Origin of the sequence: Acetobacter indonesiensis (assembly GCF_000963945.1) — a bacterium.
Classification (GTDB): domain Bacteria; phylum Pseudomonadota; class Alphaproteobacteria; order Acetobacterales; family Acetobacteraceae; genus Acetobacter; species Acetobacter indonesiensis.
The window spans coordinates 168344-183093 of the sequence record NZ_BAMW01000015.1; the positions used below are offsets into that span (position 1 = coordinate 168344).

General features: G+C 56.9%; 18 protein-coding genes. 6 read left to right on the forward strand and 12 right to left on the reverse strand.

Annotated elements, in window-relative coordinates; genetic code table 11:
* Positions 1-338: 338 nt before the first annotated feature.
* Complete coding sequence (locus Abin_RS05655) at positions 339-2519, reverse strand: FUSC family protein (RefSeq protein ID WP_048845370.1); 2181 nt, start codon at positions 2517-2519, stop codon at positions 339-341.
* 253 nt (positions 2520-2772) lie between these two features.
* Between Abin_RS05655 and Abin_RS05660 the strand changes: the two genes are divergently transcribed.
* Both Abin_RS05660 and Abin_RS05665 read left to right on the forward strand, forming a co-directional pair.
* Positions 2773-3144, forward strand: a complete 372-nt coding sequence (locus Abin_RS05660) for a YidB family protein (protein WP_048845371.1) — start codon at positions 2773-2775, stop codon at positions 3142-3144.
* A gap of 161 nt (positions 3145-3305) precedes the next feature.
* Positions 3306-3848: a hypothetical protein gene (locus Abin_RS05665; protein ID WP_048845372.1), complete on the forward strand. Its 543-nt coding sequence runs from the start codon at positions 3306-3308 to the stop codon at positions 3846-3848.
* Positions 3849-3917: 69 nt separating this feature from the next.
* On the opposite strand, the gene ccmI is transcribed toward Abin_RS05665, so the two are convergent.
* The 7 genes from ccmI to Abin_RS05700 are packed head-to-tail and all read right to left on the reverse strand — an operon-like array spanning position 3918 to position 9262.
* A complete protein-coding gene (gene ccmI / locus Abin_RS05670; RefSeq protein ID WP_048845373.1) occupies positions 3918-4649 on the reverse strand; it encodes a c-type cytochrome biogenesis protein CcmI in 732 nt (243 codons plus the stop codon).
* Positions 4650-4653: 4 nt separating this feature from the next.
* On the reverse strand, positions 4654-5151 hold the full coding sequence (locus Abin_RS05675) for a cytochrome c-type biogenesis protein (RefSeq protein WP_048845505.1): 498 nt from the start codon (positions 5149-5151) through the stop codon (positions 4654-4656).
* Entirely contained in the window at positions 5151-5732 is a 582-nt protein-coding gene (locus Abin_RS05680; RefSeq protein WP_048845374.1) for a DsbE family thiol:disulfide interchange protein, read from the reverse strand. The genes Abin_RS05675 and Abin_RS05680 overlap by 1 nt, the downstream gene beginning before the upstream one ends.
* Entirely contained in the window at positions 5729-7714 is a 1986-nt protein-coding gene (locus tag Abin_RS05685) for a heme lyase CcmF/NrfE family subunit (RefSeq protein WP_048845375.1), read from the reverse strand. The genes Abin_RS05680 and Abin_RS05685 overlap by 4 nt, the downstream gene beginning before the upstream one ends.
* Positions 7715-7758: 44 nt before the next feature.
* Positions 7759-8334 (reverse strand): cytochrome c maturation protein CcmE, encoded by a 576-nt coding sequence (gene ccmE, locus Abin_RS05690; RefSeq protein WP_048845376.1) that lies wholly within the window; start codon positions 8332-8334, stop codon positions 7759-7761.
* Positions 8331-8492 (reverse strand): hypothetical protein, encoded by a 162-nt coding sequence (locus Abin_RS05695; RefSeq protein WP_170237846.1) that lies wholly within the window; start codon positions 8490-8492, stop codon positions 8331-8333. Before Abin_RS05695 ends, ccmE begins: the two co-directional genes overlap by 4 nt.
* Positions 8489-9262 (reverse strand): heme ABC transporter permease, encoded by a 774-nt coding sequence (locus Abin_RS05700; protein WP_048845377.1) that lies wholly within the window; start codon positions 9260-9262, stop codon positions 8489-8491. Before Abin_RS05700 ends, Abin_RS05695 begins: the two co-directional genes overlap by 4 nt.
* Before the next feature lie 168 nt (positions 9263-9430).
* On the opposite strand from Abin_RS05700, the gene Abin_RS05705 reads away from it, so the two are divergent.
* Both Abin_RS05705 and Abin_RS05710 read left to right on the forward strand, forming a co-directional pair.
* Positions 9431-9724 carry a YciI family protein gene (locus Abin_RS05705; protein WP_048845378.1) on the forward strand — a complete coding sequence of 98 codons (294 nt, stop codon included), beginning with the start codon at positions 9431-9433 and terminating at the stop codon, positions 9722-9724.
* Positions 9725-9726: 2 nt separating this feature from the next.
* The gene (locus Abin_RS05710; RefSeq protein WP_048845379.1) at positions 9727-10149 is read left to right on the forward strand and encodes an EVE domain-containing protein; all 423 of its coding nucleotides are present in this window, start codon (positions 9727-9729) and stop codon (positions 10147-10149) included.
* Between the two features lie 133 nt (positions 10150-10282).
* Here Abin_RS05710 and Abin_RS05715 read toward each other — a convergent pair whose 3' ends face one another.
* Both Abin_RS05715 and Abin_RS05720 read right to left on the reverse strand, forming a co-directional pair.
* Complete coding sequence (locus Abin_RS05715) at positions 10283-10621, reverse strand: TIGR01244 family sulfur transferase (RefSeq protein WP_048845380.1); 339 nt, start codon at positions 10619-10621, stop codon at positions 10283-10285.
* 84 nt (positions 10622-10705) lie between these two features.
* Positions 10706-11407, reverse strand: a complete 702-nt coding sequence (locus Abin_RS05720) for a hypothetical protein (protein ID WP_048845381.1) — start codon at positions 11405-11407, stop codon at positions 10706-10708.
* A 296-nt stretch (positions 11408-11703) separates the two neighbouring features.
* Between Abin_RS05720 and Abin_RS05725 the strand changes: the two genes are divergently transcribed.
* Positions 11704-12537: an EcsC family protein gene (locus Abin_RS05725; RefSeq protein WP_048845382.1), complete on the forward strand. Its 834-nt coding sequence runs from the start codon at positions 11704-11706 to the stop codon at positions 12535-12537.
* A gap of 105 nt (positions 12538-12642) precedes the next feature.
* On the opposite strand, the gene Abin_RS05730 is transcribed toward Abin_RS05725, so the two are convergent.
* Both Abin_RS05730 and Abin_RS05735 read right to left on the reverse strand, forming a co-directional pair.
* A complete protein-coding gene (locus tag Abin_RS05730) occupies positions 12643-12837 on the reverse strand; it encodes a hypothetical protein (protein WP_255319260.1) in 195 nt (64 codons plus the stop codon).
* 14 nt (positions 12838-12851) lie between these two features.
* Complete coding sequence (locus tag Abin_RS05735) at positions 12852-13826, reverse strand: 2-hydroxyacid dehydrogenase (RefSeq protein ID WP_048845507.1); 975 nt, start codon at positions 13824-13826, stop codon at positions 12852-12854.
* 182 nt (positions 13827-14008) lie between these two features.
* Here Abin_RS05735 and aat point away from each other — a divergent pair, with 182 nt between their 5' ends.
* On the forward strand, positions 14009-14665 hold the full coding sequence (gene aat / locus Abin_RS05740) for a leucyl/phenylalanyl-tRNA--protein transferase (protein WP_048845383.1): 657 nt from the start codon (positions 14009-14011) through the stop codon (positions 14663-14665).
* The last annotated feature ends 85 nt before the right edge of the window (positions 14666-14750 follow it).

The following is a 14750-nucleotide window of genomic DNA, read 5'->3' on the forward strand; positions in this document are numbered from 1 at the left end:
AGGCCGGAAATTTTAGAAAGTTAGGTGAAACGATACAGGGTATTAACTTTGTGAATTTGAAAATTGGCATGCTAAATAAGGAAGTGTTCCGTCTGAAACTTCGAGAATTGAGTAGGAAAATAGATCTTCAGACGAACACAATACCCGATTGAAGCAGTCTGTTATTGTTTTGACTTCAGCAGCATCGTTTGAAAAGACGCAGGCTGAATATCAATTTCGCCAGAAAAGAGAGTTTTAGTCTGACCCCTTGCCATGCCGTGTTGCCGTATAAATAAGCTGTGGCGGTAGGCGGTAATCACGGCCAGCCTCACCGCAACACGCACGACGCTAATAACGGGTTATACCGCGCGATAGGGCTTGGTCGCATCCAGGAACACCGCGTTGGCCTCAAGCTCGTGAGACACAACAATCAGATAGGCAATCGCTCGCGTCAGTTCGATGCGAATGGTGATGTTGGGTTCAACAGCTTCAATACGGCGCAGTGTCTGTGTCGCCAGACTGGCTGAACGGGCTGTGCGACCATATTTACCGGTGAAGCGGCTCATTCGCTGCATTACCACTTCAATGGGTCTGCGGGCAGAAGGCGGTATCTGGTCACGTTCAAGCAGCGCACGCAGCCGAATAATGTTCAGCCCAATAGTCATGGCGGCCAATGTGCCCTGCAAGCAGCCCTCGATAGTGGGGGAAGGCGTTGGCCCGGCATGGCGGATCAACCGTGCAAACCGGTCAATGTTGCGGCCAATCCAGTCGCGTGTCTGGGGCATTGGTTCTGCCGATGCCAGTGTACGCAGGTCGCGCAGCAGCGTACGGCGCATGCGCCAGCGCTCGGCAGAACTGCTGAAAGGCAGGATGGCGCGGAACATAATGACAGCAAATGCCACGCCTAACAGCACGGCGGCGGTGGAGTTGAACCACCCAATTTCGTTCTGTCTCCCTTGGTTCAGGGGATGCACAAAATTGGGTAGCAGCAGCGTATAGGCGGCGGAATGAAGGGCGGTCGCGGCATTACGGGCAGCAAGGCCGCCTGCAATCATGGGGAGTGCAAGGGATGCCACCAGCATTTCATAGTCGGCCTGCGTTGGCAGCACGACAAATACCAGAAAGAAAGACACCAGAGCAGCCCAAAGACTACCGACCATGAACTGCGTTGTAGCAACAACAGGATTTTCTCGGGTCGCAAACAGGCCGCACACAATGGCAACAAAGGTAATAAACCCTAAACCGGAAGACCACGCCGTGACTTCCCACACCAGACCGGCGGCAGCAATGGCAACAGTGGCGCGGATGCCGTTATAGGCGGCCTCGCGTTTATCAACGTGAGATTGCAGGCGGAAGTGAAAATGGTCCCCACGAATAACATGCTGGCTGGCATCATATTCGCGAATGGCCTGTTCAAGCTCGCCCAGTAATTCATCAAGCGCATTGTGCAGAATACGGCCATCCAGCAGCGCCTGAACCTTGTCGTAGTCTCTTTCAGCAAACGGAGTACTGATTTCTGACGTCAGCGCATCCACAATCTGCTGGCGACATTCAGCACGCAGAAGCTGGAGCTCACGCAGCAGGTTCTGTACGGTTTCGTCTGTTTCCAGTTGGGGCGAGAGGCCATTCAGAAAGGTGCTGACCCGAATGGCCGTTTCACGGAAGGCGGGCTGGTCGGTATCAACATATTGCAACCGCACGGCCATACCCAGCCCGCGTGAGAGCAAAACAGAAACCGCCGCCAAGGCAGCGCGGGCGTGATCGCCTTCATGCCCGTGGGGGCCCATTTCAACTTCTGAAAACTCAATCTGGTCATTGATTGACAGAATGGGGCCAAACATTGCCCGTGACCGGACAAGGGCTTCATCGTCCCCTGACAACAGGCTGGCGACCGAGTTTGAAACATTTCCCAGTGCTGTACGCAGTTTGTCACGCATGTTCTTGCGTGCTGTTGCCGCCAGATTATGGGCGAACATGCCGGCTACAACGCTTTCGCAGACAATGCCGAGTACAATGTAGGTTGCACGTGACAGGGCTGTGATGAACACGTTTTCCGGGTTGGGAATGGCCCCAATGGCAATAATGGCGCAGGTATAGCCCGCCAGCACCAGCGCATAAGACCGGAAATTACGGACCACCGTTGCCAGCCCGCAGCAGAGGCCAACCCAGATGGCGAGCGCGGGGAAGAACAGCCATGCCTGTTGAATGAAGGCGGATATCAGGGTGATGGACATAACCACCCCCACAACGGTCCCGACCAGACGCCAGCGGGCTTTTGAAAGACTTTCCCCTCGAGACCCCTGCGCCACAATCCAGACGGTCATTGCCGCCCATTGCGGGTCATCAAGTTCCATCCAGAGCGCAATGACCAGTGCGATCAGAGCCGCAATGGTGGTGCGAACAGCAAACCCGACAGCGGGGAGGGACGGCGCAAATAGCCATTGCAGGCGCGTGCTCTGCTGTTCGCCAGGCCGCCGCAAGGGGCGAAAATGACGCAACGGGCCAATACGGTCGAGAAGGAAGAGCGGAAGGCTTGGCAAAGCGGGTACTTTACTGGCTACGGCTGTGGGACGCGTGTCTATGGGGCAAAGTAGCGCGATTCCCGAAATTTTCCTTGTAGTGTCAGATGCATATCAGCCACTCGGCCCATTACGGTCTGCCATAGGGTCTTATCAGGATTGTTATAGCTCTCGCATATGTCAGCTATTTGGTCCATGATGAAATCAGTTGCTGGTTGCGCGGGGCAATACAGTAAAACGGGTGCCAATAACAGACGAGCGGAGAAGCTTTTAGATGTCTGACTTCCTTTCTAACCTGGTTGGTAAAGTAGAAAGCGCGCTGGGTGTGGATTTGCAGGGCGCGTTGCAGCAGCAGCTTCAGAAGTTGCTTCAGCCAGAAAACCTGCAAGCCATTCTGGCGCAGGCTGATCAGGCCGGGTTGGGTGACAAAGTGCGGTCATGGATCGGACATGGTGACAACGTGCCTGCCACGACGGATGAAATTCGCGACATTCTGGGCAGCGACATTGTGCATAATCTGGTGGCCCGCACAGGTCTGCCAGCCGATACGGTTCTGAGCACGCTGGCTCATTACCTGCCAGAAGCAGTGGACAAAACCACGCCAGCTGGTGAACTGCCTGCCGCAACACCAACAAAAGAAGCCTGATTTTTCTGATCTGGCGCGGCAATATCCGCGCCAGATTTCATACGGCTGCGGCGGACATAGTCCTCGTTCATGGTGAGTCGGTTTTAACGTTCCGAAGCCCAGCGTTGCGTCGCAGAGCAATTCGAGGTGCGTTTTTCCACATAATCCGTTATGGTGCAGACATGAGTCTTGGTGATCGCATTATGCGGATTGATAGCTGGCTACTGGATGAAGTGTGCCAGCCCGTAGCCGACCGTCTGCCTGAACGCCTGCCCGCCCTTGAGGTCGGGATGAGCTTTCAGCTTGGGTCGCTTGTCTTTTCGGCGGCCTCAATCATTGCCGTGTTCGTGCTTGGTGGCATGACAGACTTTACCAATATGGCGTTTAACGTGTTGGTATGGTGTCTTTGCGTGACCTTTTTTATTGGCCTCAGCCGCATGCGGGTTTTGGTAAAGCCGGGTCAGCCCAATCCGTTTCGGTATATGTTGCAAGGGGTTCGGCTGGTTTCCATCCCCTTTACACTTTATGTGCTGTATCAGGCTTACACCACACCAGCCCCGTTCTCGACCGCCATGTGGTTTAACGCACTGTCAAATATTGTGTTTGTTGTGGGCTTGTATCTGATTTCCTGCCAAAGCCGCCCCCCCAAAGCCCGGCAGCGTGAAGATATCTGGGCACGCGCCCCCCATCTGCGGGAAGTCGGGACGAACTTATTTTCTGTGTAACCAATAAAAAACCGGAAGACCGCTAGGGGCTTCCGGTTTCTGTATCCTGATCAAGTCGGCATCAGAAGATTACGGATTATCCTGATCGTGCTCACCTTCGGCAATGCGGGCTTGCACTGGTCCGCGCCATGGTGCGTCTTTGGGGGCGGCATCCAGCGCTTTGCGGAACAGGGTCAGGGCTTCTGGCGTCACATGGCTGTTAGCGCGGGTAATGGCTTCTGCTGCGCGGGCCGCAACTTCTGCGTCAAAGCTAAGATCAAGAGCATGTTTCCAGGCATCCGCAGCTTCTGCGTAATGGTCGCGGGATGCTTCTGCCTGACCAAGTAGCAAATATCCTTGCCGCAGATTGGGGTCAGTCGCTGGTAATTGGGCCAATGTCTGACGGAGGCGGCTTAACACCGCATCATTTTTCGTATTTTGCTCATGCTGTGCGACCAACCTTGGGCCCAGAGGCATGGCTGGCATGGAGGGCACCCCGTTGGTCAGATACAGACCAATGGCCGCAGCGGGAATAAGCCCTAGCGCGCCCCAGACAAACAGCGGGGAAATGGCATCAGCCGCTTCAGCCGGAGCGGTATCTGCCACCAGAATCCGCCGTTGTATTTCAAGACGCGCAATATCGTGCTCGGCCGGGGCAATCAGACCAATAGCCAGATCACGGTCAATTTCAGACAATTGGGCTTCATGAAGTGCTAGAGCCGCACTGCGTTCATCCCGGATCTGCCGGGTGCGCCGCCAGAGCGGAATGGCAGCTGGAGCAAGAGCCAGCAGGCTTAACAGGGCAATGGAGAGCCAGATCATGTGCTCAGTCCTTTGTCAGCTTGGCAAGACGCGCTTTTTCATCGTCTGAAAGTGGCGGGGGGGCTGCCGGGGCGGCAGCGCGTCTGCGATAAGCGAAAAATGCCGTTGTCAGACCAAGAAGTAGGGCAAGCACAGGCATGCTCCACAGCAACAACGTGCCAACCGAAAGGGGCGGGCTAAGGCGGATGAAGTTGCCATAACGGTCAACCATCCAGTCCATAATCTGTTTGTCAGTTTCGCCTTTTGCGACGTGTTCTCGCACAACTTTGCGCAGGTCACGCGCCAGACCGGCTCCGCTATCTTCAATCGATTCATTCTGACACACGAGACACCGCAACTGGGAGCCTATGGCTTCAGCGCGTGCTTCCTGCTTGGGGTCTGGCAGCATTTCAGACGGGTCATCCACTGCCAGAACAAGGACGGGTGCCAGCAGAATGCTCACGCCCACAAGCAGGGCAGGCAACATGCGCCGCAGTCGGCGCAAGGGGGTAAGCAGAGGCATCATGATGCTTTCAGCTTTTCAAGCAACGGTATCAGCGTGTTGCGAATGGTATCGACATCCAATGGTGTGGCGGTGTGCCAGCGGATAATGCCACCGGGGCCGACCAGAAAAGTTTCGGGCACGCCTGAAATGCCCCACTCCATACCAATACGGCCATCATGGTCGCTTCCCAGCCGGGTGAAGGGATTGCCGGAGTGTTTCAGAAAGTTTGCCGCGTTTTCAGGTCTGTCCTTGTAGGCAATGCCCCATAAGGTCAGGTCGTCTTTCAGGCTCATCAATGTAGGCATTTCTGCCAGACACGGAATGCACCATGACGCAAAGAAATTGACCAGAACGGGTTTGGTCAGGCCGCGTAGATCCTGCGCTGAAAAGCCTTGACCCGGAGCCTGATCTGGCACCGTAAATTCCGGCACAGGGCGGTTAAGCACCGGGGCGTTAATATCATGCGGATTGAAAGACCCGCGCTGCATGCCCGCCAGCATTTTCCAGAAACCAACACCCAGAACAGCAGCCCCGGCCAAGGGAAGACCCATCATCAGCCGTCGGCGGGTGAGGTTCTCGTTGTCAGGAGAGGTGCTCATGCTGCTGTTACCGTTTCTGATGAAAGTTTGGCGCGGCGCGGTGCGCCCACACGCATGCGGCGGTCTGACAGGGACAAGGCACCGCCAATGGCCATAATCAGTGCGCCAAGCCACATCCATGGAGCCAGCGGATTATAGTGCAGACGCAGAACATAGGTGGGTGCCGCGTCCGTGCCGTGTTTGTCCCCCAGAACGCCGTAAAGGTCAGCCAGCAGATTGGTATGGATGGAAACTTCCGTTGTGGTCTGGTTCTGGCTGTTGAAGCTGCGTTTTGACGGGTGCATCACCGTCACCAATCTGCCGTTATGATGAATTTCGATGGTTGCGACTAACGCGGAATAATTGGGGCCCGGTTCCTGTGTTACGTTGGTCAGGGTCCAGTCGTATCCTGCCAGATGCTCGGTTGTGCCCACCGGCACTTCCACAATTTTATGCTGTGCCTGTGACATGGCGGCCAGCCCCAGAACGGTGACGCCCACCCCGGCATGCGCCAGAGCAGTACCAAAAACGGAGCGCGGCAGCATACGGGCGCGTTGCAGACTGCCAGCCAAGGGCATGCGGAACAGCCGCACACGTTCTGTAATATCCGTAATACTTGCGGCAATAATCCAGACAGCCACACCACAAGACAGCACAGGCAACACACCTGAAACGCCAAATGCGGCCACCAGAAAAGCAATAGCAGTAACAATAGCGGCTAACCACAGGCGCTGAAGCACCGGCCATAGCTGTGCGCGTTTCCATGGCAACATGGGGCCAAACCCCATGAACACGAACAACGGCAGCGCCAGAGGAATGGTGGTGGCATCAAAAAATGGTTTGCCCACGGAAATCGTGCGGTCAAACAGCAGGGACATGAAAGGGGGATACATGGTGCCCGTCACCACGACTGCGCAAATGGAGCACAGCAGAATGTTGTTCAGCACCAGCGCGCCCTCGCGTGATACCGGGGCAAACAACCCACCTGCCGTTAGCGCGGGGGCGCGATAGGCAAACAAAGCCAGAGAGCCACCAATAACAACCCCCAAAAGCCCCAGAATGAAAATGCCGCGGGCTGGGTCATTGGCGAAGGCATGGACGGAGTTCAGAATACCCGAACGCACCAGAAACGTGCCAGACAACGAGAACGAGAAAGTGGCAATGGCCAGAAGCACTGTCCATATTTTCAGCCCTTCGCGCTTTTCAACCACAATGGCGGAATGGATCAGCGCGGTGCCTGTCAGCCACGGAATAAGCGATGCGTTTTCAACCGGGTCCCAGAACCAGTATCCGCCCCAGCCCAGCACATAGTAAGACCACCATGACCCCAGCGCGATACCGCATGTCAGAAAACACCATGCGGCCACGGCCCAAGGGCGTACCCAGCGCCCCCATGCTGCATCAACCCGCCCTTCCATAAGGGCCGCTATGGCAAACGCGAAGGGGACGGCAAACCCGACATAGCCTGTGTAGAGAATGGGCGGATGAAAGGCCAAACCCGGGTCCTGCAACAGGGGGTTCATGCCTTGGCCATCCATGGGGGCAGGCCACACGCGGGCAAAGGGGTCTGACGTTGTCAGGCAGAACAGTTCAAACCCGGCAGCGACAGCGCCCAGAACGGCAATGACACGCGCCCGTAAGGCAGATGGCAGATTGCGGCCAAAGGCGGCGACGGCTGCGCCACAAATGCCCAGAATAAGCGCCCAGAGCAGAACGGAGCCTTCGTGATTGCCCCACACACCAGTGATTTTATAAAGCAGCGGCTTGGTGACCGCACTGTTGGCTGCCACGTTCTGGACGGAAAAGTCATCCGTGACGGCCGCGTAAACAAGGCAGAGGAAGGAAATGGCCAGCGCAAAAAGCTGCCCCAGAGCAAGGCCTGGGGCCAACATCATCACGCGTCTGTCCCGGCGATGAGCGCCAATCAAAGGCAGGATGCCCTGGGCAGCAGCAAAAATACAGGCAAGTGCCAGAGCATAATGTCCGAGTTCGGGGCTCAGCATATCAGGGGGGTGCCTCCCGGTAGCAGGGTAACGATATTACAGGGTCAGTTTGCGGCAGGAGCCGGTGCGGAAGCTGGTGTCTGGGCTGGGTTGGAAGCCGCAGAATTTTTGCCGGACAGGTCTTTTTTCGCGTCCTGCACGGTCATGCTGTTCCAGCTTGCAGCACTGGGGGGCGGCCCGAAGCGTGGGTCCCACTTGCCAGATTTTTTCAGGGCTTCGGCCACTTCCTTGGGCATGTAGGTTTCATCATGCTTGGCCAGTACTTCACTGGCGACAAAACCATCTTTCTGCATGCTGCCAACGGCAACAACGCTTTGTCCCTCACGGAACAGGTCGGGCAGAATGCCCTCGTAGCGGACTGTAACGGCGGCTTGCCCGTCGGTTACGTCAAAGCGGGCAACCGGGGTTTCCCCATGTTTTTCACGCTTGACGGACCCCGCAACCACCATGCCACCCAGCCTTACCGTGCGATCAGCCGGGGGCGGCTTGGTTTCGACCTGCGATGGTGTCACGAAAAACACAATATCAGAGGAAAAAGCGCGCAACATAAGGGCTGCGGCGGCCCCAAGGCAGGCAATACAGGCGATAATCAGCCAGAGACGGCGGGACTTGCGGGTCATGGAGAGGGGGCGGCTCCTGATGGCCGGGGTGAAGTGCGGTCAAGTGCCGCCAGACGGGTGCGTGCCTTTTTCAGGCGGAAGGCAGCGCCACAGCCCAGTACCAGCGCGATACCGGTAAAAAGGCCGTAACTGGCCAAAATATACGGAAGGTGGGTCATGCGGAGCCCCCCCGGCGGCGTGGGCTGGAGAGAATACTGCGAATACGGCTTTCCATCACGGCGGCACGCAGGCGGGCAACGACAATAGCGGCAAACCCCAGAGAGATACCAACCATGGAGAGAGCCAGTGGCCACAACATGCTGCTGGACATGGTGGGGGCACCTGTCAGCGTAATGCTGTCTGGTTGGTGCAGTGTGTTCCACCACTGAACACTGAATTTGATAATTGGCAGATCAACCGCCCCGGCAAGAGCCAGAATGGCAGCCGCACGATAGCCACGTTGGGGGTCATCAAAAGCGCGGATCAGGGCGATATGACCCAGATAAAGGAAAAACAGCACCAGAACGGACGTCAGCCGTGCATCCCACACCCACCATGTGCCCCACATGGGCTTACCCCATAGCGAGCCGGTGGCCAGACACAGAGCAGTGATGCACGCACCAACTGGCCCGATTTCAACTGCGGCAAGGTCAGCCAGCGGGTGACGCCACACCAGCGATAACAGCCCGCACACAGCCAATGCCGCATAGCCGCCTGACGCCAGAATGGCTGCGGGCACGTGCACATACATGATGCGGACGGAATCGCCCTGTTGCCAGTCAGCGGGGGAATAGAACAATCCCCACCCAAGGCCAGCCAGAGTGAAAAGAAGTGCGGTCCATGTCAGCCAGGGCTGGATGCGTGCGCCCAGCTTCAGAAACCGGCCGGGATTGGCATACCGGTGGAAAAAACTGCCGGTACGCGCGACAAGGGTCGGTGAGGCGCTCAAATGTCAGTCCGTTTCGTGTGTCACAACCAGAAGAGCCGCAACATCATCCGGCTATGGTGGGGGGCGCGGATAAGTGTGCTCGCGCTCTGTCCTATATCATTATATGCCTCTTGACACGAGGCAGTTGTTCATGGGCGTCCTGCCCACACAACACAACGGAGTAAAGACATGCTGTTTGCCATCATCTGCACAGACCGTCCGGGCGCGCTGGAAACACGGCTTGCCACGCGTGAAAAGCATCTGGCGTTTCTGGAACAGTATAAGGCTGCAATTCAGTTTGCAGGCCCTCAACTGGATGTGAACGGCAAACCCTGCGGCAGCCTGGTGCTGATAGACGTGCAGGATCGCGCAGAAGCTGAAGGATTTGCTGCGGCAGATCCGTATGCACACGTGAACCTGTTTGAAAGTGTGGTGGTCCGCCCGCTGCGTACCGTATTCCGTGACGGCGCATTGGTAGAATAATCATGGCGTTCTGGCTGATAAAAAGCGAACCCGACGCCTTCAGTTGGGACGAGCAAGTGGCCAATGGTGTCGAACCATGGACCGGTGTGCGGAACCATCAGGCCAAGAAAAACCTTGCTGCTATGAAAAACGGCGATAGGGCCTTTTTCTACCATTCAAACGTGCAGCGGGCCATTGTTGGGGTGGTGGAAGTTGTGCGTGAAGCCTACCCGGACCCAACGGCAGAAACAGGACAATGGGTGTGTGTCGATGTAAAAGCTGTTGGCCCAATGCCACAACCTGTCACCCTTGCTGAGATCAAGCAGAGTGCAGAACTGGAAGATCTGGCGCTGGTGCGGCAATCCCGTCTGTCAGTCTGCCCGGTTTCTGCCGACCATTGGGATATTCTCTGCAGGATGGGTGGGTGGAAAGAACCTGTGCGCTAGCCCGTAATAAGGGTGCTGGCCTCGGGGGGAGCTGCCGTAAGAGGCAGGGTGCTGTGGTCATGAGACATGCTCTGTAAATACACAAAAGGCGGCTCAAGATGAGCCGCCTTTTGTTCTTTCGATGACGCCGAGTTCAGCCCTGTGTGGCCAGCGTCCATAACTGACCAGCCCGATTGCCTGAACGGCAATAAGCGAAGACTGGGCCGGGGAGCGTGTTCAGGGCTTCCTGCATCTCAATCACAGCGTCGGACGATGGAGCCTGACCTGCGTTTACCGGGATGGAAATGAAAGACAGACCGGCAGCGCGGGCAGCTTCCCCAATGCTTTCAGCCGAGGGCTGGCCGGGGTCTTCAGCATCCGGACGGGTGCAGATAATGGTCTTGAAGCCTGCATCTTTAATAGCGGCAACATCGGCCGTGGTAATCTGCGGGGCGACAACAAAGTCAGAAGACAGGCTGCGATAGGTGGTCATGTGAGGAGGCTCCTTGTGGGAGAATGAAGTGAACCCTGCCTTTTACGCTTGGCAGGGCCGGATCATGAAGGTCAGACCGTATTTTTAGCGATGAATGAAATACAGGTCTGAATACAGGTTTTTCAGGGCTGCTTTATTGGCCAGACACCGGCGAACCAGATGTGCACGCACGTCAAAGGCGGCCTTCTGCACCATTGGGTCTGTTGTGTTGGGTTGCAGGGCTGGGTAGCGCGCAATGCAGGCTTTCAGGTCAGGGTCGTTCATGTCCAGACCTGATTTAATCTGCTGCATCGTGGCGTCATATTTCTGTACGACTTCTTTATCCGGATGCCATTCGGCCAGAGCGGACTCGGTTACGGCATTGCGCACCAGATAGGTGAAGGTCAGAAAGCCCGTTTCAGGCGCGGCATCGCCAACCTTTACGCTTAGGCGGCAGGAGCGTTGGCTATACGGCGGCACGCTGAGTTCCGGCATGACCGTTGCCCCAGTGACCACAACTGACGGTGTGGGCGTTGTGGTGCCCGTAGCTTTATCCTGCTGGGTGTCAGCATTGGCATCATGTGCCCGCTGCCACGCCTGTGCCAGTACCCCATCATAGCGGTTTGAATAGCAGAAATCGGGGTCAGTCTGCGCGGTTTGCAGCGCCTGCTGATAGGCTTTCTGCTCGGGCGTTTCCTGTGCGCAGGCCGTCAGGCCAAGGGTAGCAAGAACGGTGGCAAGTCCCGCGACCGACCGCAGCCGTGAAAAACGGGAAGAACGCGAGGGAGAACAGACCCTGACAGACATTGCTCGACTCCTTATGGCGCAGTCAGTGCGCAGGCGGGATGTGAATGCCGTTGTCTGTAGGTCTTTCAGGCTGCTGTTACAACGCTGTGTTTTGCGCTGTGTGGGCAACTTCTGCGCCGTTCAGGCTTTTTGACTAGCAGATACGTGAGGCAAGCACGGCTGCACGCCGGTCATGTCGCTTTTCATGGCCGCTATGATTATTATGCTCCTCATAAGTTACTGATTATGGGCGCAGATGTGCGCCAAGGCCCTGCATCTCTTTCAGGCAGGGTTTTCAGACAGCAGAAAGGGCACAGATGAGCACTGTAGATATGACGGGCAATGGTATCGTCCCGCTTAAGCTCACCGGGCAGGATCTGGGCGAACTTGAGCAGGCTCTGGCGCAGGTTGAGTCCGGCAAAGGGGTGCTCGTCAGGCTTGCAGACCTGATGGGGGGGGCTGTTGGGCACGCTGCACGGCTGGGTATGCGCGGGCTGGGTATGGCTCCGGGCATTGAAGACAAGCTGAAAGGGCTGGCAGAGGCATCGATTGCGCGCGCGTTTGACGTTGCCATTCTGGGCCTGCGGTCTGGCGAGGATGCATCAGCCGATATCAAGCGTTGGCGCACACCAGCCCTGCAAGCAGCCGTTGCCCTATCCGGGGCTGTTGGCGGGTTTGCCGGTCTTGCTGGTCTTGCCCCTGATATTGGCTTCACGACGCTAACCATCATGCGTGAAATCGGCCGCATTGCGCGCGAAGAAGGGGAGGATTTGTCTGACCCGGATGCACGGCGCGCCTGTCTTGAGGTTTTCGCCCTTCGCGCCTTCCCCAACGTGCGTCAGACGGATGAAAGCGAACTGGGCTACTTCTCGGCCCGTGCCCTGTTGCGTGGCCGGCCCGTTGTCATGCTGATTGCGGAAGTGGCTTCGCACTATGGTCTGGCATTGGGGCAGAAAGTGTCCCTTCAGCTTATGCCAGTGGCGGGGGCGCTGTGTGGTGCGTCACTGAACACTGCGTTTCTTAATCATTACCGGGCGCTGGCACGGGCGCACTTTACCATTCGCCGGTTAGAGCGTGAGCATGGTCCCGTTGTGCGTGATACGGCCGTTGCGTTGCGTGAACAGGTGGTTGCACGGGCAAACGCCGAATAAACGCCAAGACAATCCAAGACAGACGAAAGGGCGACCAGAGATAATCTGGCCGCCCTTTTTTTGCCCAAAATTAAAGCGGAACATAGGTTGCCGAGGCTGGTTTGTTCAGCTTTCTTCCCGTGCAACGCGGGGTTTGGGGGCTGGAGGTGTTTCATCCATGATGAGTGTAGCCACCACGGCAATCACCAGCAGCCCACCACCGATCAGTTCTGCCGTCAGGTGATAATGGGGCGCAATCAGGTCAAGCAGCGCACACACGCCAATCCCAATCAGACAGGCAAGGCGGAGGGTCATTGGCATAAAATCAGGTCTCCTCAAGCAGTCACGGGGGTAGGGAGCGGTTGGCCAGCAACAAGAGCAGCCACGTTATCAAGGGCCAGCATGCACATGGCCGTGCGGGTTTCAACCGTGGCGCTACCCACATGCGGCGTGGCGAAGACGTTCGGCAGGCTGATTAGCCTTGGGTCCGGGTTCGGTTCGTTCTGAAACACATCCAGCCCGGCACCGAACAGATGGCCGGATCGTAGCGCGTCAATCAGGGCCGTTTCATCAATTAAGGCACCACGGGCGGCGTTTACCAGCACACTCCCACGCGGTAACAGTGCCAGTGTGCGGGCTGTCATCAACGGCCCACCAGAGGGTGCCGCGGGCAGGTGCAAGCTAAGGATGTTGCACTTGGGCAGCATGTCTTCCAGCGTTGCATAATAGGTTGCTCCTTCTTCCTGCGCGGCATCCAGTCTGCGGCGGTTGTGATAGATGACGTTCATCTCAAACCCACGCGCCCGACGGGCCACTGCCTGCCCAATACGGCCCATGCCAATAATGCCCAGTGTTTTGCCCGTGACACGGTGGCCCAGCATTTCATCCATGCCCAACGTGTGGCCCCACCCCTTTTTCATCAGGGTGTAATACTCGGCAGCACGACGGGATGCGGCAATAATCAGCATCATGGCTAGATCTGCGTTACAGTCTGTCAGCACATCAGGCGTGTTGGAAACAGCTATGCCGCGTGCCAGCAAGGCCGGAACATCCAGATGATCAAGCCCGACGCTGACTGTGGCAATCAGCTTTACGCTGTCTGGCAGGGCCGCAATGTCAGCCCCTTTCAGGGGCGCATGGTGCGTGACCAGAATGGCAACAGGCTGAAATTCGTGGGCAAGTTTCAGGATGGCCGCTGTGTCAAGAGGTTCGGCCGGGGCTGGCGGGGCGGTGAAATCGGCCTCAATTCGTTTTTCAGCCGCATTCAGCAGGCGGACGGAGCGAAGGATGCGGGGTTTGGCGGCAGACATATGGACAGCCCTTGCTGATGAGACAAGATTGAGTTTCCGTGCCAGCACAGTAGCATGAACCGGATGGAAAACCATGTGGTGCAGCCAACGGAAAAGAAAGGGGTCGGTTGTGTTTGCCTGTAAACATTTCAGTGACTGCCGCATTCAGCAGACCCGCACGTATCAGGGGGCAGTGACACCAGATGTCTGAACAGGGACTGACGCCAGAACTCATGCTGGGGGCGTACGCCATAGGGTTGTTTCCCATGGCCGCCGATGCCGAGGATGAGGATCTGCAATGGTATGACCCAGACCCCCGCGGTGTGCTGCCGCTTGAGGCGTTTCATCTTCCGCGCCGGTTGCGGCGTACGGTGCTGTCGGGCCGGTTTGATGTGACGGTCGATCAGGATTTTGCCGGTGTGATGAAGGGATGTGCCGCCCCGGCACCGGGCCGCGAGCAGACATGGATCAATAGTGAGATATTCCGGCTTTTCTGCGCCCTGCATGACAAAGGATACGCCCATAGTGTGGAATGTCGGCAGAATGGTGAACTGGTTGGCGGCCTGTATGGCGTAGCACTTGGGGGTGCATTTTTTGGGGAAAGTATGTTCAGCCGTGTGACCGATGCCTCCAAGGTGGCGTTGGTGCATCTGGTTGCCCGCTTGCGACTGTCTGGGTTTCTGGTGCTGGATACACAGTTTGGCACAGACCATTTGACTAGGTTTGGCGGGGTGGAAATCCCGGCAGCGGACTACAAGTCAACATTGGAGCGCGCTGTCCATATGCTGCCATGTTGGCATGGCACAGTGGCCCCTGATGTGCTTGAGGCTGAAATTCGCACTATGCGAAGCGGCAGTTAAAAGATTTTTCAGACAGCCTGACAACGGGCCTGACAGATAAACAAAGGCTGGCACTCTGGCATGAAGCCTGTAGGAATGAAGCAGC